We start from the raw sequence: 18,766 nt of genomic DNA, 5'->3' as shown, positions 1-18,766 counted from the left end.
GGTTCGCTGGCGTAGGATGGACACGACGACGTGCAGGGCCGACAACGCAAGGAGATGCACATGAAACGGCACGCCTGGGCACTGGGCCTGGCGCTCGCGGTGGGATGCGGCAAGGACAGCCCGACCAACCCGGACGCGGGCACCAAGCCGCCGGATGACCCCAACCAGAACTCGAACTTCACCCGGCTGGTGGTGGACACGAGCCCCAGCGAGTTCCACCAGATTTCCTCCATCGCGCTGGCGGTGGGCCCGCAGGACCGCATCGGCATGGCGTACTACGTCAAGCTGGGCACCCAGACGAACAACGCGCCCGACTTCGCGTTGCGCTACCACGAGTTCGAAGGCGGCTCGCTGAAGCCGGTGGAGACGGTGGTGGCGAAGGTGCAGCGCGTGTACGGCCTGTCCCTGGCCTTCGGGCCCAACGGGCAGCCGGCGATTGCGTACCTGGGCGGTGGCCGTGACGACTCGACGTTCTGGTACCAGAGCGACCTGGCGGTGTCGTACCGGAATGCCGATGGCACGTGGACGGAGCGCATCGCGGTGACACGCTCCGACCAGGCGGTGGCGGGCAACCCGGTGAGCGACAGCGGCTTCCTGGTGGGCCTCAATGCCTCCATCGTCTTCTCCGGCAGCCAGGCGCTCGTCGCGTACCGGGACGGACACCAGGGCAACTTCGGGCGCCAGGACTGGGAGGCGAGCGACCTGGAGATGGCCATTGGCGGCCCCACGGCGTGGCAGACCCGCGTGGTGACGGCGGGCGGCAACGACAAGCAGGGCTACGGCGGCCACCTCTCGCTCATCATGGCGGGGGCGCAGCCGGCGCTGGTCCACGACCTGGTTCCCGAGGCCGCGCTGGCCAGCGGGTCGGACGTCGTCTTCCAGCGGCGCAACACGGACGGCACCACCTGGAGCACACCGGTGCGGGTGCAGCAGGTGGCCAACGCGCAGCTCGGTCCCTCGATGGCGTACGACGCCACGGTGGGCTTCGGCATCGCGGTGCTGGACAAGATTGGAGACAAGCTCACGTATATCGAGTGCGACGAGAGCTCGGCGACGAAGTGCACCGCGGCCGCGGACTGGTCCACGCCGGACCCGGTGTACAACTCCGGCACCGGCGGCTGGTACCCGTCGCTGGCGTTCGACCCGGTGAACCACGAGCCGTCCATCGCCTACTACGTCTGCGCGCTGGAGTCGGGCCGCAACGACACGTCCTGCAACCCGGGTGACGACGAGCTGGTGGTGTCCACGCGCATCGCCGGCATCTGGCGGGAGACGCTGGTGGACGCCGGCGGCGGCTGGTCTCCGAAGCTGGCGTACCTGTCCACCGGCAAGCGCGTCGTCCTGTACCGGGCGCCCGTGGTGGCGCCGGACAACGGCGCCCTGAAGCTCGCGGTGGAGAAATGAGCCGGGCCGTCCGTGCACTGGCGGCGGTGGGGCTGGCGGGCCTGGCGCTCGGCGCGGGCCTGACGGCGTGCGGGCTGTCGGACAATGAGCTGGCCGGCAGCGTGTCGGAGCTCTTCCCGCTGGGGGACATCTCCCGCGTGGAGGTGCTCCGCAACGCCGAGGCGCTGCAGGTGAGCTACTACCGGAACAACCAGCTCGACGTGGACTTGGTGGCGCGGCTCACGGTGGCCACCGAGGGGCTGGAGCTGCGGCCCGGCGCGAAGGTGGACCTGGCGGGCACCACGCCGTCGGGGCAGGCGCGGGCCTCGGTGGTGCACCTCAACGCGGGTGAGCCGGCGCGCGTCTTCGCTCCGGTGGAGAAGGGCGACCTGGAGCTGGAGGAGGGCGGCAACCCGGGGGAGAACACGCGGGGGAACTTCTCCATGTCCTTCCGCAAGGGCGAGGGCTACGGCGCCGGCCGCAACCTGGAGGGCACCTTCGCCGCGACGGCGCTGGACGCGAGCTTCGGTCCTGAGCCGGGAGAGCTGCTGGACGCGGGCGTACCTCCTCCGTAGGCGCCCGCGGGCTGTCACCGCTCGGGGAGGGCCATGGGCCCTCGCAGTCCCGAGCGGAACAGCCAGAAGAACAGGAACGTGAAGCCGAGGGAGAAGGCGAACATCAGTCCCCAGGCGGCGTACTCCGCCGGCTCACGGAATGAGTACCCGGACAGGACGGAGTAGATGCCGAGCCACCAGAGGCCGCAGGCCGTCAGCCCCAGTCCGCCGATGACGAGCTTCACCCAGGCGCCCGCCGTGCGGCGGGGCGCTCCGAGGGAGCGGGGCGGTGGCGGAGTCTCCCACCGCTCCGTGCCCACCAGGACGGCGCTCGCGGTGGCCACCTGGACACCCGGGCCGCGCATCACCATCGCCTCCCGGGCGACGAGGACACTCTCGGACACGAGGACGGGCGCGGCCATGTGCGCGAGCTGCTCGGACTGGAGCTTGCGGTAGAGCTTGCGGCCCCACTGCACCTCGATGAGGAGCACGCCGAACGCGAGCACGGCGTACCCGGTATTCGTCATCAGGAAGGTGTCGTAGGCGCCGTGCAGCAGCGTGGCCCAGCCGAGCCCGGCGGCGAGCAGGCCGAAGCGCTGCTCCGGCGCGGCGAGCTTCGCGCGGCCGACGAAGGCGCCCATCACCACGCCGGTGAAGGCATGGCCCGGCACGGCGGTGAGGGCGCGCAGGATGGCCACCTCGAAGCCATGCTCACCGACGTAGAGGATGTTCTCCAGCGTCGCGAAGCCGAGCGAGGCGGTGGCGCCGTACACCACGCCGTCCAGCGGCTCGTCGAAGGCGGGCTTGCGCCAGACGTAGCCGTAGAGGACGAGGAACTTGAAGACCTCCTCGGGAATGGCGGCGCCGAGGTAGGCCCGCACCAGCGCGGAGCCCCAGATGCCCATGGCGAAGGGCTCGCCGAGCGACTGGAGCGCCATGGCCGTGGGCACCACGGGGATGCAGATGACGGCGCCGAGGAGGAACGTGCGGAGCAGCAGGCCATGGGGCTCCGGCCGCTTGTCCCGCGCGTAGACGTACCAGAAGAGCAACAGCGACGGGACGACCGCCGAACCACCGAGCACCAGCGCCGACATGGCAATGCACGGTAGCAGGGGGCCTGGGCCCGGAGGAAACCGGGCCCCCGAGGGGATGGGCCGGGCGCGCCACCCGTCGGCGCCGCCGGAGCGTCCGAGGCGCGAAGCGCTCCGGCCTCTGACGAACCGGGTGCTTCCGGCGTGGCTACGGAGTCACACAGGCGCTGAGCGCGAGGCCATGGGACACGGCCGTCCGCGCCACGGTGTGCTTCGCGAGCGCCGCGGCGCCGCCCTCCTCGTACACGCGGCGGGCGACCGCGAGCGCCTCGCTCGAGTGCACCGTCAGGGTGGTGCCGGCCGCGTCCGTCACCGCCACCGCGCCGTCGGCCGCCTCGCGGGCCTGGACGAGCAGGGCGCCGGCCTCGTCGCGGACGACCATGCCGTCCTCCAGCGGCTCGAAGTAGCGCACGATGGGTTCCTGGCCCTCGCGGTCCAGCTCCAGGCGCATCACGCCGCTCTCCGCGTCACGGGACAGGCGCAGCGTGTCCGTGGGGCCGAGCTTGACGACGCGGGTGCCATCGTCCGTGCCGTCCACGCTGCTCGACACGGGGTTGCTGCCGCTCCAGAACTCGATGCTGTTGATGATGAGCGCGTCGATGAGCGCGCCAATCTCGTAGACAGGGACGATGACGAGCACGAGGAACATCAACCACTGCACGAACTTCTCGCCCGAGATGTTCTTGTTGAATTTCCAGATGGCCTGCGTGAGCTTGAACTGGCCGAAGCAACCGGTGGCATGCATGGAAATGAAACCCGCGCACAGCACGGCGAGCCAGGGGGACGGACGCTTCATCATGGATCCTCCTCGGAGGGCGGCATGACTGCGAGTGCGGTGAGACCATGCCACGGGCACTGCCGCTGTCACCGCCCGTTCGTGGTGACGTCCGCTGGTCGGCAATTCCCCGCGACTGGCGGCGGGGGTGGGGCATGAACTCGCGTTCCTCGCTCCTGCTGGTGGGCGGACTGCTGCTCGCGCCGTGCGCTGCTCCGGCCACCGACGCCGGAGTCCCTTCGGTGGACGTACCTCCCGCGCCCCTGGCCTGCCTGGCGAAGTGGTACCCCGTGCTGAGCCCGGTGCGCCTGGAGTCGGGCTGGGGCTTCCGGCTCCCGGACGGGCGCACATACCCGTTCAACGACGGGCGCGCGAAGTCCTTCGAGGAGAAGCTGGAGTCACCGGACCTGGAGGACACGCTGTCCATTCCGTACCGCACGGGCCCGCTGGCGCCGGTGACTCGCGAGGACGAGGACCCCGGCCGCATCCGCTTCGACCCGCTCTTCCACGCGGCCTACGGCGCGTCCGAGGACCGGGTGGACGTGGTGCCCATCCGCTTCCTCGGCCAGCGCTTGAAGGTGCATCGCAAGGTGGCGCCCGCGTTCCGGCGCGTGGCCGCGCGGCTGGAGGCGCTGCTCGCGAAGGATGCGTCGCTGAAGCCCTTCCTCACGAACCTGGGCGGCACGTTCCACTGGCGGAAGATCGCCAACACGAACCGGCAGAGCGCGCACTCCTACGGCGTGTCCATCGACCTCAATCCGTCACGCGCGCACTACTGGGAGTGGCAGCCGAAGCACCAGCCGTTGCGCTGGGCCAACACCGTGCCCCAGGCCATCGTGGACGCCTTCGAGGCGGAGGGCTTCATCTGGGGAGGCCGCTGGTACCACTACGACACGATGCACTTCGAATACCGGCCGGAGCTGCTGGACCCGGCGTGCGCGCCGCGCTGACGGCCGGGCGTCAGTCTCCCTCGCTCTGTACCAGCCCGTACTTGTGCAGCAGCGAGTAGAGGTGCTTGCGGTCCAGCTCGGCCTCGCGGGCGGCGCGGGCGATGTTGCCCTTGGCGCGGCCCAGCAGCCGGGTGAGGTACTCGCGCTCGAAGGCGCGGATGAGCTCGTCCTTGCAGACCTTGAAGGGGCCGGTGAACTCCACGGGGAGGAAGTCTCCGGCGGCGGCGGGGGCCTCGCGGGTGAACTCGCGCAGCAGCGTGTCCCCGGCCAGCTCCGGGATGTCCACCATGTGCCGCGCGCGCTCCAGCGCGTTGCGCAGCTCGCGCACGTTGCCCGGCCAGGTGTGCCCGGTGAACTGCTCGCGAATCTTCTCCGGCAGCCGCGCCCACAGGCCCTCGCCCGCGAAGGCGTCCACCAGCAGGGGGATGTCCTCCTTGCGGTCTCTCAGCGCGGGCAGGCTGAAGGTGAAGACGGAGAGGCGGAAGTAGAGGTCCTCGCGGAAGCGGCCGGCCTGGGTCTCCGCCCACAGGTCCTTCTTGCTGGCCACGACGATGCGCGCGTTGAAGGAGATGGGCGACGACGAGCCCAGCCGGCGGAACTCCCGGTCCTCGATGGCGCGCAGCAGCTTGGGCTGGAGGTCCAGCGCGAGGTCGTCGATTTCGTCCAGGAAGAGGGTGCCGCCGTTGGCGCGCTCCAGACAGCCGATGCGCTGGCCCACCGCGCCGGTGAAGGCGCCCTTCTCGTGGCCGAACAGCTCGCTCTCGATGAGGGAGTCGGACACGCTGGCGCAGTCGAAGACGACGAGCGGCCCGGGGGCGCGCGGGCTGAGCTTGTGGATGGCCTTGGCGGCGGCGCCCTTGCCGGAGCCCGTCTCGCCCACCAGCAGCACGGTGGAGTCGGTGGGGGCGATGCGCTGGAGCAGGGCGAAAATCTGCCGCATGGGCAGGCTGCGCCCCACGAGGTCGCCCAGCCGGTCCTCGGTGGTGGGCTCCACCTGGACGGGGGACACCTGCGGGCTGAAGCGCAGGCGCACGTCGCCCACCTCCAGCAGGGCACCGGGGCGCAGGTACGCCTCGCGCACCTGGGCGCCGTCCAGGAAGGTGCCGTTGGTGGAGCCCAGGTCCTGCACGAGGAAGCGGTCGCCCTGGCGGCGCACCACCAGGTGGTTGCGGCTCACCGTGGGGTGGTCGATGACGACGTCGTTGTCCGGCGCCTTCCCCACGCTGAGGGCCTCGTTGGCCAGGGGGAAGACGGTACCGGCGCGCTCGGTGTCGAGCAGCACGAGGTGGAACCGTTGCGCGGAGAGTCGCTCTCCTTGCGCCCGAGCGCCGACGACGGTGTGCGTGGGAATGGGATCTGGCGGAAGGGCGGGCATGACGGGCGGGGATTCTAGACGGCTTCACGCCGTGTGGTGACTTCCTGTACCCCGGGCCGACGCCCGCCAGGCGGGCGGGCGGGCGTTTCCGGGCGGGAAGGGGACCTGCCAGGTCGGTCGGCCCACTGCGTCACCGCTCCCTGCTGCCTCTCACCAGCCGCCAGCAGGCCCTGTTCCAGAAGGACAGGGCGCTGCCGGAGTAGGACACCCGGGCTGGGCCCGGGACCTCAGAACTTCAGGCCGATGCCGGCCTTGAGGCCGGCATAGCCCACTTCGCCACGCAGCCACATGGAGTCGCTGAGCTGGTACAGGACGCCCGAGGTGGCGTCCCAGTACACGTGGCCCGTGTCGAAGTCGTCACCAACGTCGTCCGACCAGAAGTGGAACGCGTACCCGAGGGCCACCTTGCCGTAGGCCGAGAACTTCGGCGTGATGTGGAACGTCCAGCGCCCCTCGGCGGGAATCGCCAGCCCCGTGTAGCCGTAGTCCGCGCCGAGCGCCCCGTAGTTGGCGAACCAGAAGTCGCCTCCGAACTCCAGCTCGACGGAGTCATTCAAGTTGGAGATGAACCCATCCTTGACGATGGGCAGCGTGTAACGCGCCCCGGCGCCGGCGCCGAATCCGTACCACCACGGCAGGATGCCGAAGAACGACAGCGTCGGGCCTCGCTCGGTGCTGCTCGTGTCGAAGAGCCCGCCCGGCTGGCGGAGGGCGGAGGTGCCCCTGGAGGAGCCCGAATCCTCTTGTGCGTGGGCATTGCCAGAGACCAGGAGCAGCAGGACCGCATTCAGGACCGCAAAACGCATGAGCCAACCCATTACCAGGAGAACCCCCAGGATGATTTGCGTGGGCCATCCTAGCAATGCGCGGAAGCTCAAAGGGCGGAATCGCAACGGCGGCCGCCCCACGAGGAGGCCGGCCGCCGTGCCTTCACGCCGGGAGGGGGTGCTCAGTCACCCGTGTAGACGCCGATGCCGCCCGTCACCCACCGCCTGGTGACGGGGTCGTCGTGGCCCATGAAGGCCACCAGCATGCGGCGCTTCCCGCCAGAGGTGTCCGCCTGGATGTCGCTGATGCGCGACATGACGTACTTCCGGTCGAACACCGTCAGGCTGTAGTTGGTGACGGCCCCGCCCTTCACGCGGGAGAGGCCGCCGCCCCAGCTTCCGCCCGTCCAGATGCTGCCGTCCGCCGGGTCCAGGGCGATGGCGGAGAGGTGCTTGTCGACCAGGCCCGACCTCTGGTCCATGCGGCGCGTGACGTTGCCGCTCGCGTCCAGGTGCGCCAGGCCGTTGCTGAACGAGCTCACCCACACCGAGCCGTCCCGCGCCACCGCCACGCCGGAGACGTGGTCCGGCACGCGCTCGCCCGGCTTGGAGTACTCGGGCTTCGCGTCCGGCCAGAGGTCCAGCTTGTTGGAGGCGTTGTTCTCCGTGCCCGCCTGCGCGCGCCAGAAGTTGCCGCCGTGCGTGCCGTAGAGGAAGCGCGTGGAGCGGTCCGAGCCGCCGAACCAGACGTCGCCGTTCTCCGCGAGCCCCACGCCGTAGTACGCGTCCGTCAGCAGAATCACGTCACCCGCGGCGTTCAGCGCGTTGATGTGCGGGTGTACGTGCTCCAGCACGCCGGAGCAGCCGAGCTGCCCGTTGCACATGGGCGCGCCCTTGAACTCGGCCTCGCCGCGCGCGAAGCCGTGGTTGCCTCCGAACCAGACGCTCTTCGTACTCTTGTCGTAGCGGATGCGGAGGATGCTGCAGAGCTTCTCCCGCCCCCGCAGCTCGTCCCGCACCACGCCGGGGCCGGAGAAGATGTCGTAGTGGACGACGCTCAGCGAGCCGTCCTTCAGCAGCGTCACCTTGTCCGCGTCGCCGCTCTTGTAGCGCGCCGCGTCCGGAGTGGGGCCGTCCCAGTTGCTCTCGCAGTGGTCCGTGCCATTGCCGGGCATGCCCTCGTAGCCCACGAACACGGTGCCCGCGGGGCCTCCGGACACGGAGATGACCTTGAGGTACTTCGGCCCCGGAGGCGCGCTGCCATCCGGCAGGTAGCCGTAGGGCCGCAGGCCGTGCTCCAGGCCGAAGCGCTCCAGCTTCTCCGCGCCGGGCCGCAGCAGGAAGAGGCCCTGCACGCCGCCGGCCACCCAGAGGTTGCCGCCCTCGTCCGCCGTCACCCCGTACACCCGCTCCGGGCCGCCCTGCTCCACGCCGTAGAACGTCCAGCCCGGTGCCGAGGGCAGGGGCGGAATCTCCACGCTCCCTCCCGGAGGAGGTGTCTGCGTGCCCCCGTCGGGAGGCACCTGCGTCCCTCCGTCCGGAGGCTGCGTGCCCGAGTCGGGTTCCTCGCCCGGGCCTCCGTCCGGCACGCCTCCCGCATCCGGAAGCGGGTCCGGGGTTGGCGGCGGGTCGCCCGGCCGCTCGTCCTGGGGGCCGGGGTCGTCCATCCCCGGGTTGCCCCGCTCCGACTCGTCGCTGCCCTCGGAGGTGCAGCCCACCGTCCACATCGCGCCCGCCATCAAGAGCGCGCCCGCCCAACGCCATCCGCGCGTCATCGCCACCATCCTGAAAAAAGACCATCCGGCTGGCCCGATGCGGGCAGCCGTGCCCACGTCTCTGTCTGGCAAGGCGGATGCCACCCGCGTATGTCCGGAAGAGGGGTGTCAGCGTCCGCTCCCGGACAGGGGGTGGGCAGGGGTGTTCTCTCTCTGTGCACGTGGCTGTCCCGGACAGGCCCGGAATCGTGCTAGGTCCCTGCACAATGGGTGGAAACGACGCGCGAGGCCGGACGCCGCTTTCACTGGTGGGGCAGGAGCCGGACCTTCTCTTCTACACACGCCAGGCGGGCGAGCATGGACAGCCGGTGCTGGTACTGGGCGCCGCCAACGGCCGAGTGGTCTGGGCGCTGGCCGAGCACGGCTACACCACCGTGGGCGTGGACCCGTCCGAGGTGATGATTCGCTCCGCCGAGGAACGCCGCGCGTCGGAGTCCCCGGAGGTGTCCAACCGCGCCCGCTTCCTGGTGGCGGACCTGCGCTCGCTGCGCCTGCCGGACCGCTTCCCGCTGGTGCTGGCCCCGCAGCATGCGCTGGGGCTGATGCCGGGCAATGACGACCTGGAGGCCTTCCTGGCCACGGTGAGATACCACCTCGCCCCCGGGGGCACCTTCGTCTACGACGTGCTCAACACGCCCCGGGAGCCGGTGCTCCCGCGCGACGACGAGGAGCCCGGCGCCGGACTGGAGCCGCGCCGCCCGCTGTTCGCCCTGCACCTGCGCGAGCGGAAGCAGCCCGGAGCCCCCAGCCCCATCCGCCGCCTCAAGCTGCGGCACTTCTCCCCGGAGGAACTGGACGCGGCCCTCACCGCCGCCGGCCTCGTCCCGCGCGAGCGCTACGGCCGCTTCGACGGCAAGCCCTTCGATTTGGAGGACTCGCGCCACATCGGCGTCGCCGCGCCGTGAGCCGGCGGCGCCTCAGCGCTCGAAGCGGTAGCCCAGCCCGCGCACGGTGAGGAAGTGGCGGGGCTCCTCCGGGTCCGGCTCGAACTTCAGCCGGAGCTGGCGCATGAAGTTGTCCACGGTGCGCGCGCTGCCCTCGTAGTGGTAGCCCCACGCGCCGGACAGCAGTTCCTCGCGGGTGAAGGTGCGTCCCGGGTGCGCGAGGAAGTGCGCCAGCAGCTTGAATTCCTGCGCCGTCAACTCCACCGGCTTCCCGTCGCGCGACACCGTGCGTGCCGCCATGTCCACGCTCACGTCGCCGAACGTCACCGGCGCCGCCGCCGCGCCCGCGGTGGGGTAGCGCCGGCGCAGCACGGCCTTGATGCGCGCCAGCAGCTCCTGGAGGCCGAACGGCTTCACCACGTAGTCGTCCGCGCCCAGGTTGAGGCCCAGAATCTTGTCCGTCTCCATCCCCTTGGCGGACAGCACCACCACGGGGGTGTCCCGGCCGCGCTGGCGCAGCTCCTTGAGGACCTCGTAGCCGTTCATCTCCGGCAGCATGAGGTCCAGCACCATCAGGTCCGGCGCGTCGTCCAGCGCGCGCGCCAGCCCCGTGCGCCCGTCCTGGGCCTGGAGCACCTCATAGCCCTCGAAGCGCAGGTTCATGGACAGGCCGGTGAGGATGGACAGGTCGTCTTCCACCACCAGGATGCGCCGCGTCTTCTCCGTCATGCCTTCCCCACCGGCAGGTGGATGGTGAACCGGCTGCCCCTGCCGGGCTCGCTGTGCACGCCGATGCGTCCGCCGTGAGCCTCCACGATGCGCCGGGCGATGGCCAGCCCCAACCCACTGCCCTCCGTCCGCCGTGTCAGCAGGTTATCCACGCGGTAGAAGCGCTCGAAGATGCGCTTGCGCTCTTTCGGGGCGATGCCCACGCCATTGTCCTCCACCGACAGGTCCACGAACTTGCCGTCCCTTCGCGCGGTGAGGGTGATGCGCCGGTCCTCGGGCCCGCTGTACTTGTAGGCATTCTGCAGCAGGTTGAGCAGGGCCCCGGCCACCGCGTCCTTGTCCAGGTCCAGCTTCGGCAGCCCCTCCTGCACCTCCACCTTCAGCTCCACGCCGCCCTCCAGGCGCTGCGCGCGGAAGGCCGCCACGGCCGCCTCCACCACGTCCGTCACCGGCAGCGGCGCGCGCTGGTACACCTTGCGCCCGCCCTCGATGCGCGCCCAGTCCAGCACGCGCTCGATGAAGATGGACAGGCGCTCCGTCTCGCGCATCAGCAGCGTGAGCACCTCCTGCATCTGCGCCGGGTCCTTCAGCCGGCCCAGGGCGAGCGTCTCGATGAACATGCGGATGGAGGTGAGCGGCGTGCGCAGCTCATGGCTCACCAGCGACACGAAGTCCGTCTTCATCTTGGAGAGCTGCGCCTCGCGGTAGAGGGCGCGGCCCGTGTAGACGACGCCGAAGGTGAGCGTCAGGTAGAACAGGCCCAGCAGCACGCCATACAGCACGCGGTTGCGCGTGGAGGCGCGCGCCACCGGGTCCTCGCCGGTGGGCAGCACCACCAGCCGGAAGTCCTGGAGGGGCGGGGACAACACGCGCTCGGCCAGGCCCACCGGGCCCAGCGCGCTGGCGCGGGCCTGCGCCACCTCCGACACCAGCTTGCCCATCAGCCCGCCCTCGTTGACCTCTCGTGGGATGGGCTGCAGGGAGAAGAGCACCGGCTCTCCGGACACGGCGCGCGGGTCCACTCGCTCCGCCATCAGCATTTCCAGCGCCCGCACCGACAGCCGCACCCCGCGCACCACGTCGCCCCGGCGCTCGGCGGCCACCATGAGCGCGCGGCTTCCCGTGGCCAGGGAGAACACGGTGGGCTCCGTGGGGAGCGAGCCGGCCTCCGGCAGCACGGCCGTGAGCGCCTCGGCGAGCTGCGGGTCGCTGGTGTGGACGCGTCCACCCTCCACCTGGAAGGTGCCCTCCGGCTCGGACACCACCCGCCCGTCCGGCATCACCAGGCGCAGCGCGCCTCCCTCCTCCTCCAGGCGCGCCGATGCCAGCGCCCGGGGCAGCTCGCCGGACAGCGACTCCAGCGTCCCGCGCCAGGCGGACTCCAGCCGTTTCTCCACCGCGGCGCGCTCGTTGATGATGGCCACCACGCCGAAGCCGGACAGGCCGGCGGAGGGCACCACCACCAGGACGATGAGCAGGGCGAACGTGCGCCGGAAGTTGAGGATGACAGGGGGGGAGCGCGACACGGCCCCTCTCCTTTACTCCCACCCGGCGCCACACGCTCGTGGCGTTTCACTCCGGACACTGGCCGGGGACTGTCCGCCACCCGTACTCCGGGAGGGGAAGTCATCGACTTCCGGGGTCTTCTGGTGCAAGCATGGAGGCTTCCGGGGGGATGCGAGCAAGCAGGGCCGGCCGCCGACCGAGGAGGACATTCCATGAGACGGCACGTACTGGCCGCGGTGTTGGCTTCCGCGCTGGGACTGGCGGGGTGTGGTGACCGCCAGGCCGAGGCGACGTGGTCCAACGCGTCGGGCTCGGTGGCGCTCAGCCGCGACGACGCCTTCCTGTACGCCGTGGACGCCGACAACGGTGTCCTGTCGGTGGTGGACACCGCGCGTGGGGAGAAGGTGGGTGAGGTGAAGGTGGGCCGCGCGCCCGAGCGCGTGGTGGTGGGCCCGGACGACACCGTCTACGTCTCCAACCGGGCCGAGCGCAGCGTGTCCGTCATCCGCCGGGGTGACTGGAACGAGTCGGCGCGTATCTCCGTGGGCGTGGAGCCCATGGGGCTGGCGGTGTCCCCGGGCGGCGACACGCTGTACGTGGTGAACAGCACCGCGCTGGACAGCGCCGAGCACGGCACGCTGATGGCCGTGGACACGCGCTCGCTGACGGTCCGCTGGGAGCTGCCGGTGGGCGAGGAGCCGCGCGGCATCGCCCTGGTGGACGGCGGCCGGCGCGCGCTCATCAGCCTCTTCCGTCACAGCGACCTGGTGACGGTGGACCTGGCGGACTCGAACCGGCCCCGCGTGTCGCGGGAGCGCACGGACCTGTACTCGCGCGCCAACGTCCGGACCTCCGCGAGCAGCGACACGTCGCCCATGCCCATGGCGGATACGGAAATCTCGTTCCGGCCCCGGGGCATGGCGGACGTGGTGGTGACGCCCAACGGCGAGCGCGCCTTCGCGCCGGTGCTGTGGGCGCGCGAGGACCCGCTCGGCGGTTCCGACCCGAACATGCCGTCGGGGGGGGACGCGCTGTACGGCGGAGGCGGAAGCCCGTGCCGCACCGGAGGCGTGGTGGCCCCCGGCCTCCTCTCCTTCGACACGGAGGACGGGACGCCGCTGGTGGACGACCTGGACCAGTGCCGCCCGCCGCCGGAGCACACTCCCGACTTCCCGCCGTCCACCATCGTCAGCCCGGAGTCCACGCATGCCATCCAGGGGCCGGTGGCGGCGGTGGTGGACCCGTCCGGCCTGTGGATTTTCGTGGTGAACCGCGAGACGGACAACGTGGCCATCATCCCCACGGACCGCCGCTCGGGGCCGGACATCGTGAACGACACCCGCAGCAGCGTCCGCCAGCTCGTGCGCGTCGGCTCCGGGCCCAGCGGCATCGCGATGACACGGGATGGGCGCAAGGCGTACGTGCACAACGCGTTCGACCACTCGGTGACGACGCTGGTGAGCGACGGCTCCGGCGCGGTGGCCAACGTGCGCGCGGAGGGCGCGCCGCTGCGGCTGGCCGGAGACGTGCTGGAGCCGCAGGCGGTGGCGGGGCGCAAGCTCTTCTTCTCCGCGCTGGACACGCGCATGACGAGCACCTCGGTGGGCGCGTCCTGCGCGTCCTGCCACCTGGACGGCCGGGATGACGGCCACGTGTGGGGCTTCCCGGACGGCCCGCGTCAGACGCCCAGCCTGGCGGGCCGCCAGGTGACGAAGACGGGCCCGTTCCACTGGAGCGGCGAGTTCCCCACGCTGCGCGACTTCCTGGACGCCACGGTGCGCAAGCGCATGGGCGGCTCGGCGCTGGACACCGTCATGGTGTCGCAGCTCTCCTCCTTCATCGACGTCATCCCCGCGCCGGACAACCCGCACAAGCGCGACGTGCTCACCGAGGCCCAGGCCCGAGGCGCCCAGGTCTTCAAGAAGGCCGCGTGCGACAGCTGCCACGAGGGCGAGACGCTCACCAACAACAAGCAGGCCGACGTCGGCACCTTCATCATCTCCGGCCCCATCCAGGACGACGCGAATGTGCGGAAGGTGGGCCTGAACACGCCCTCGCTGCTGGGCCTGGCCCGCACGGCGCCCTACCTGCACGACGGCAGCGCCACGTCGCTGAAGGACCGCTTCGTGCAGAGCCGCCAGTCCAACAAGCACGGCGCCACGTCGCAGCTCAGCGACGCGGAAATCGACGACCTGGTGGAGTACCTGCGCACGCTGTAGCGCGCGAGGGCCCGAAGCGCTGCACAATACCGAGAACGTCATCCCCCTGGAGGAGGCATTACATACGCGCGTGAGCGCTTTCTACTCCTCGAAGCAGCCCGACGTTGTCGGTACGTCGAGCCTTACCGTGCGTCAGTGGCTGAGCACGCAGTCGTATCAGGCTCAACGAGACTTTGGTCTGCTCGCGATTGAGAAGGTCCGAACAGGTATCTGGCGATGAGCCTGGATGCGCTTGTAGAGCAGTTCGCGGAAAACGTGGCCGCGCAGACTGATGCGATCTGGCGTGGAGATGCCAAGGCCGGAAACAAGCATGCAAGAAGGTATATCTCCGCATTCGACAAGCTCCGCGCGCATGGTGATGCTGGACGCGAGGCGCTGACGGCGCTGTTCAGTCACCCGAGGATGGATGTCCGCGTCATGGCTGCTGCCCACCTGCTTCGCTATCGGACGAAGGAAGCCACTGCTGTCTTGCAGGAAGCGGCCAAGGGGGAGGGGTTCGTACCCTTCAAAGCAGGGCAGGCATTGAGACGCTGGGAAGAGGGCACCTGGGCCCTGGACCCGGAGTAGCGCTACGCCCTCTGCCCCTACTCGAGTTCAGGGCAAACCGGCGTCCTCAAGCGGTGGAGGCGGGGCGAGCACGGCGGGGGTGGTGGCGGTGAGGGCGGAGCGCGCCACGTCCAGGGCCCGCTCCGGGTCTCCGCCCAGCCAGGTGACGACGAGCGCGCAGGGCGTGTCGTCGTCCCACGTCAGCACCTGCAACATGCCCTGGGCGGGAGCGCGGCGGGCGGCGGCGCGGCCCAGCGCGGGCACCTCCAGGCCACCGGCCCGCAGGGTGGGCGCCAGCAGCGCGCGCACGTCCGCGTCCGTGTAGCGCTGGTTGCAGTCCCACATCACGGAGACGGTGACGTCCTTCTCCGTCTCCGAGCGGAGGGCGCACAGCGGCCCGCACGTGGGGCAGGCGCGCTCCTCCTTCATCGAGAAGCCGGGCAGCGTCAGCTCGCGCACGTCCGTGGGGAGCAACACGTCACAGCCCGGGAGGCTCACGTCGCCGACGCCGCGAGGCCGCAGCACGGTGCCCGCGTCCGTCCCCGCGGAGTCCGCCGTGCGAGTGCTGCACGCCCCCAGGGCCGCCAGTGCCAATACCAGTGCCGCGCGCCCTCCTGCCCTCATCCCGTGGTCTCTCCCTGGCGCACCGTGGCGCGGCGCGGATGGTAGACCGGCGGACACCCCTCGCGGTCACGTTTCCCGTTCGCGGGTGCTCGCTTCCGGACGGGCTCCCCCGCCGGGACGGGGAGGGGGCGGGCTTCCCTCGTGTCCCCCCCTCGCCGTGGACTAAGCTGCCGCCCGCTTCCATGGCCTCCGCCCGTCTCCTCTCCCTGCTGCTCCTCGCTCCTGGCGTGCCCGCGCTGGCGCGGTCCGCCCAGGCGCCCTCCACGCTCGGTTCCGCCCCGGACAAGTCCTCGCAGGGCCCGGGCGGGGTGGGGGCTTCCTGGCAGGCGCGCCCGTCCGAAGCAACCGCGGCGCGAAACCCCGCTCCGGACGAGTCCTGGCAGGGCCCCGGCGAGGTGGAGGCCCCCCGGCGCAACAGCTCCCCGGATGATGCCTCCTGGGAGTCCTTCCCGGGGGCCACATCGGTGCCGGAGGGGAAGGACGCGGCGGCGCTGCCCCAGCTTCCGGAGGTGCCGCCCCTGGTCCCCGTGGACGACGTGGCGCTGCCCCCTTCCCCCACGCCCGCGCGCAGGCCGCGCCAGCCCGAGGGGCCGCCCCCGGTGCCCAACCGGGTGAGCCTGCTGGGGGCGCGCACGATGGGGACCGGGGGATTCGCCGCGGGGTTCTCGCTCGGCTTCCCCCTGCTGTCCGCGCGGGCGGCGGTGGGCGTGCTGCCCCGGGTGGATGCGCTGGTGGGCGTGGACAGCCTCTACGGGATGATGACCGAGCTGCGTGCCGGCGCGCGGTGGATGATGCTGGACGGCGGCCCGCGCTGGAGCCTGGGACTGGCGGTGGAGGGCGGGCATGCCTTCTTCCTCCGGCCGGCGAGCGTGGAGGACAAGGGCGCGCGCTACCTCAGCGGCCGGCGCAACTGGAACGTGCAGCCCGGCATCGTCGGCAACGTCCAGCTCAAGGGGGCCCGCGCCCCGCGCCTCTTCTTCGACGTGCGCTACCACCTCTCCTTCGACACGGAGCCCATCCAGCGCACGCCGCTGGGCGGGCTGCCGCCCGCGGTGGTGACGGGCAGTGCCTTCCCGCTGCGCGTGGGCGCCGAAATGCCCCTCAGCGAGAAAACGTCCTACTCTGTGACGGTGGGCGGGGATGTGCGGACCCGCCCCGAGGACGCGGACTTCATGCCGGTCCTCTCCGTCGGCATCGTTACCGGTCTCTAGGGGCGCTGAAAGCCGCCCCTCCTTCCAGCGAGGTCCTGCATGCGTGGCTGTGTCATCGGCGCCGGCTCCTTCGGTACGGCCCTGGCGAACGTGCTGGCGGTGAACTGTGAGGAGGTGCGGCTGTGGGCCCGTGAGCCCTCCGTGGTGGAGGCCATCAACACCGCCCACGAGAACACCACCTACCTGAAGGGCATCCCCATCTCCGAGCGCGTGCGCGCCACGTCGAGCCTGGAGGAGGCGCTCGCCGGCGCGGAGATGGTGGTGCTGGCCACGCCCAGCCACGCCACGCGCGAGGTGGTGGCCAAGGCGAAGCCGTACCTGCCGCGCCACGTGCCCATCGTCACGGTGGCCAAGGGGATTGAGAACGAGACGCTGCTGACGATGACGGAGCTCCTGGAGGACTGTCTGCCCGAGGAGTTCCATCCGTACATCGCGGTGCTGTCCGGGCCCAGCTTCGCGAAGGAGCTGGCCCGGCGCATGCCCACGGTGGTGACGATTGCGTCCCACTGGGACAAGGTGGCGCTGCGCGTCCAGAAGGCGCTGCAGACGGAGACGTTCCGCAGCTACACGTCCACGGACGTGGTGGGCGTGCAGTACGGCGGCGCGCTGAAGAACGTGATTGCCATTGCCGCGGGCATGGCGGACGGGCTGGGCATGGGCCACAACGCGCGCGCGGCCATCATCACCCGCGGGCTGGCGGAGATTACGCGCCTGGCCGTGCGCAAGGGCGCCAACCCGCTGACGCTCTCCGGCCTGTCCGGCATGGGCGACCTGGTGCTGACGTGCACGGGCGAGCTGAGCCGCAACCGGCACGTGGGCGTGGAGCTGGGCAAGGGCCGCAAGCTGCCGGACATCCTCGCGGAGATGAAGGAAGTCGCCGAGGGCGTGAAGACGGCCCGCAGCGCCAGGGATTTGGAAATCAAGACGGGCGTGGAGCTGCCCATCTGCCATCAGGTCTACCTGATTGCCTACGAGGGCAAGAGCGCCAAGAGCGCCGTGGTGGACCTGATGACGCGCCAGCCGAAGTCCGAGCTGGCCGGCGTCTGACGGACCGCGCATTCCGAAAGGGCAGTGATTGCTGGTAAAACGCGCTTTGCGTGCCTGCCCTCCGCCTGTCGAGCCTGCCGTCGTTCCGCGCCTTCGGGCGCCGTGACTTCGTCGCGGTGTGGTGTGGAGCGCTCGTCTCCAACCTCGGCACGTGGATGGAGGTGCTCGCGCTCGGCGTCTACGTGACGGCGGAGACGGGAAGGGCCGAGTGGACGGGCGGCATCGCCGCGCTGACGTACCTGCCGTCCGTGGTGCTCTCTCCGCTGGGGGGCGCGCTGGCGGACCGCTTCGACCGGCGGTTCTTCATCGCGGCGTGCACGCTGGCGCAGGCGGTGCTGGCCGGGGTGCTGGCGGCGCTCGCCCTCACCGGGAACCTCACCGTGCAGGCGGTGGCCGCCATCTCCTTCCTCAACGGGTGCGTCCACGTGCTGGCCATGCCCGCCTACACGGCGCTCACCGCCGGGCTGGTGCCGCCGGAGGACCTGCACAGCGCGATGAGCCTCACCGCCACCCAGTTCAACCTCGGGCGCATCCTCGGGCCGGTGCTGGCGGCGCCGCTCATGGCCGCGGCCGGCGTGGGCTGGGTGTTCCTGCTCAACGCCGTGTCCTTCCTGGCGGTGCTCGCGGCCGTCATGTCGGTGGGCCCCCAGCGCCGCTCCGCCTCCGCCGCGCCGCCCCGGGGGCTGTGGGCGGACATCGCGCAGGGGGCGAGGGTGGCGCGCCAGGACGCGGCCATCTGGCTTGCCCTGGTGGGCCTGTTCACCATGGCGGTGCTGGTGACGCCCTTCATCATCCTCGTCCCCGTGTTCGTGATGAAGGTGTTCGGCCAGGGCGCCTCGGCGGCGTCGGTGCTCGTCTCCATCCAGGGCGTGGGCGCACTCGTGGCCTCGGTGACGGTGGGCTCGCTGGTGGAGCGCTGGGGGCGTCAGCGGTTGCTGGAGGCGAGCCTGCTGGCGCTGGGGCCGGCGGCCCTCTTCTACTGGCTGTCCCCCACGCTGCACGTGGCGATGGCGGCCATGCTGGTGCTGGGCGCGGTGTACATGGTGGCCGTCACCGGGCTGAGCACCCGCTGCCAGGAGCGCGCCCCGCGCGAGATGCAGGCGCGGGTGAGCAGCCTCGGCATCGTGCTGCTCAACGCCGGGTACTCGCTGGGCACGTGGCTGCAAGGGGCGCTCATGGACCGGCTGGGGGTGCGGCTCGTCACCGCGAGCGCCGCGGCGCTGTTCCTGCTGGTCGCGGTGGGGTTGCGCACGCGGCGGCCGCGCGAGGTGGCTCTCCCGGAGACGTGAGCCTCCGGGACGCTGATTCAGTCCGGCTCGCCCGCCCGGAC

At 71.1% G+C, this 18,766-nt stretch carries 17 protein-coding genes; 9 read left to right on the top strand and 8 right to left on the bottom strand.

The features are described from left to right. The first annotated feature begins 60 nt into the window (after positions 1 to 60). Complete coding sequence (locus K8638_RS00550; protein ID WP_223752385.1) at positions 61 to 1,404, top strand: hypothetical protein; 1,344 nt, start codon at positions 61 to 63, stop codon at positions 1,402 to 1,404. Continuing rightward, positions 1,401 to 1,958, top strand: a complete 558-nt coding sequence (locus tag K8638_RS00545) for a hypothetical protein (protein ID WP_223752384.1) — start codon at positions 1,401 to 1,403, stop codon at positions 1,956 to 1,958. The genes K8638_RS00550 and K8638_RS00545 overlap by 4 nt, the downstream gene beginning before the upstream one ends. A 14-nt stretch (positions 1,959 to 1,972) precedes the next feature. Here the strand turns inward: K8638_RS00545 and K8638_RS00540 are convergent, their stop codons facing one another. After that, complete coding sequence (locus K8638_RS00540; RefSeq protein WP_223752383.1) at positions 1,973 to 3,031, bottom strand: PrsW family intramembrane metalloprotease; 1,059 nt, start codon at positions 3,029 to 3,031, stop codon at positions 1,973 to 1,975. A gap of 145 nt (positions 3,032 to 3,176) precedes the next feature. Beyond that, complete coding sequence (locus tag K8638_RS00535) at positions 3,177 to 3,824, bottom strand: DUF3332 domain-containing protein (protein WP_223752926.1); 648 nt, start codon at positions 3,822 to 3,824, stop codon at positions 3,177 to 3,179. Positions 3,825 to 3,958: 134 nt separating this feature from the next. Here K8638_RS00535 and K8638_RS00530 point away from each other — a divergent pair, with 134 nt between their 5' ends. Continuing rightward, the gene (locus K8638_RS00530) at positions 3,959 to 4,753 is read left to right on the top strand and encodes a M15 family metallopeptidase (protein WP_223752382.1); all 795 of its coding nucleotides are present in this window, start codon (positions 3,959 to 3,961) and stop codon (positions 4,751 to 4,753) included. Between the two features lie 10 nt (positions 4,754 to 4,763). On the opposite strand, the gene K8638_RS00525 is transcribed toward K8638_RS00530, so the two are convergent. The 3 genes from K8638_RS00525 to K8638_RS00515 all read right to left on the bottom strand — a co-directional run bounded on the left by K8638_RS00525 (position 4,764) and on the right by K8638_RS00515 (position 8,670). Beyond that, positions 4,764 to 6,128 (bottom strand): sigma 54-interacting transcriptional regulator, encoded by a 1,365-nt coding sequence (locus K8638_RS00525; protein WP_225936874.1) that lies wholly within the window; start codon positions 6,126 to 6,128, stop codon positions 4,764 to 4,766. 227 nt (positions 6,129 to 6,355) lie between these two features. Further along, positions 6,356 to 6,934, bottom strand: coding sequence for a porin family protein (locus tag K8638_RS00520; RefSeq protein WP_223752380.1), 579 nt, complete (start codon positions 6,932 to 6,934; stop codon positions 6,356 to 6,358). A 143-nt stretch (positions 6,935 to 7,077) separates the two neighbouring features. Continuing rightward, the gene (locus tag K8638_RS00515; RefSeq protein WP_223752379.1) at positions 7,078 to 8,670 is read right to left on the bottom strand and encodes a hypothetical protein; all 1,593 of its coding nucleotides are present in this window, start codon (positions 8,668 to 8,670) and stop codon (positions 7,078 to 7,080) included. 206 nt (positions 8,671 to 8,876) lie between these two features. On the opposite strand from K8638_RS00515, the gene K8638_RS00510 reads away from it, so the two are divergent. Further along, positions 8,877 to 9,575 (top strand): bifunctional 2-polyprenyl-6-hydroxyphenol methylase/3-demethylubiquinol 3-O-methyltransferase UbiG, encoded by a 699-nt coding sequence (locus tag K8638_RS00510; RefSeq protein ID WP_223752378.1) that lies wholly within the window; start codon positions 8,877 to 8,879, stop codon positions 9,573 to 9,575. Between the two features lie 12 nt (positions 9,576 to 9,587). On the opposite strand, the gene K8638_RS00505 is transcribed toward K8638_RS00510, so the two are convergent. Beyond that, positions 9,588 to 10,283, bottom strand: coding sequence for a response regulator transcription factor (locus K8638_RS00505; protein ID WP_223752377.1), 696 nt, complete (start codon positions 10,281 to 10,283; stop codon positions 9,588 to 9,590). Further along, entirely contained in the window at positions 10,280 to 11,809 is a 1,530-nt protein-coding gene (locus tag K8638_RS00500) for an ATP-binding protein (protein ID WP_223752376.1), read from the bottom strand. The genes K8638_RS00505 and K8638_RS00500 overlap by 4 nt, the downstream gene beginning before the upstream one ends. Positions 11,810 to 12,001: 192 nt before the next feature. On the opposite strand from K8638_RS00500, the gene K8638_RS00495 reads away from it, so the two are divergent. Both K8638_RS00495 and K8638_RS00490 read left to right on the top strand, forming a co-directional pair. Beyond that, a complete protein-coding gene (locus K8638_RS00495) occupies positions 12,002 to 14,008 on the top strand; it encodes a c-type cytochrome (protein WP_223752375.1) in 2,007 nt (668 codons plus the stop codon). 216 nt (positions 14,009 to 14,224) lie between these two features. Next, the gene (locus tag K8638_RS00490; RefSeq protein WP_223752374.1) at positions 14,225 to 14,575 is read left to right on the top strand and encodes a DUF2019 domain-containing protein; all 351 of its coding nucleotides are present in this window, start codon (positions 14,225 to 14,227) and stop codon (positions 14,573 to 14,575) included. Positions 14,576 to 14,602: 27 nt separating this feature from the next. Here K8638_RS00490 and K8638_RS00485 read toward each other — a convergent pair whose 3' ends face one another. Then, positions 14,603 to 15,178 carry a hypothetical protein gene (locus K8638_RS00485; RefSeq protein ID WP_223752373.1) on the bottom strand — a complete coding sequence of 192 codons (576 nt, stop codon included), beginning with the start codon at positions 15,176 to 15,178 and terminating at the stop codon, positions 14,603 to 14,605. Positions 15,179 to 15,360: 182 nt separating this feature from the next. On the opposite strand from K8638_RS00485, the gene K8638_RS00480 reads away from it, so the two are divergent. Genes K8638_RS00480 through K8638_RS00470 form a run of 3 tightly spaced genes read left to right on the top strand, consistent with a single transcriptional unit; the run spans position 15,361 to position 18,725 of the window. Continuing rightward, the gene (locus K8638_RS00480; protein WP_223752372.1) at positions 15,361 to 16,389 is read left to right on the top strand and encodes a hypothetical protein; all 1,029 of its coding nucleotides are present in this window, start codon (positions 15,361 to 15,363) and stop codon (positions 16,387 to 16,389) included. Between the two features lie 39 nt (positions 16,390 to 16,428). After that, a complete protein-coding gene (locus K8638_RS00475) occupies positions 16,429 to 17,436 on the top strand; it encodes an NAD(P)H-dependent glycerol-3-phosphate dehydrogenase (RefSeq protein WP_223752371.1) in 1,008 nt (335 codons plus the stop codon). Positions 17,437 to 17,486: 50 nt separating this feature from the next. Beyond that, a complete protein-coding gene (locus tag K8638_RS00470) occupies positions 17,487 to 18,725 on the top strand; it encodes an MFS transporter (protein WP_223752370.1) in 1,239 nt (412 codons plus the stop codon). Positions 18,726 to 18,766 lie beyond the last annotated feature (41 nt).

The organism is Myxococcus sp. RHSTA-1-4, assembly GCF_020037125.1.
Lineage (GTDB): Bacteria > Myxococcota > Myxococcia > Myxococcales > Myxococcaceae > Myxococcus.
Note: the sequence above shows the minus strand (reverse complement) of the source record. Positions and strands in the feature narration are given on the sequence as shown.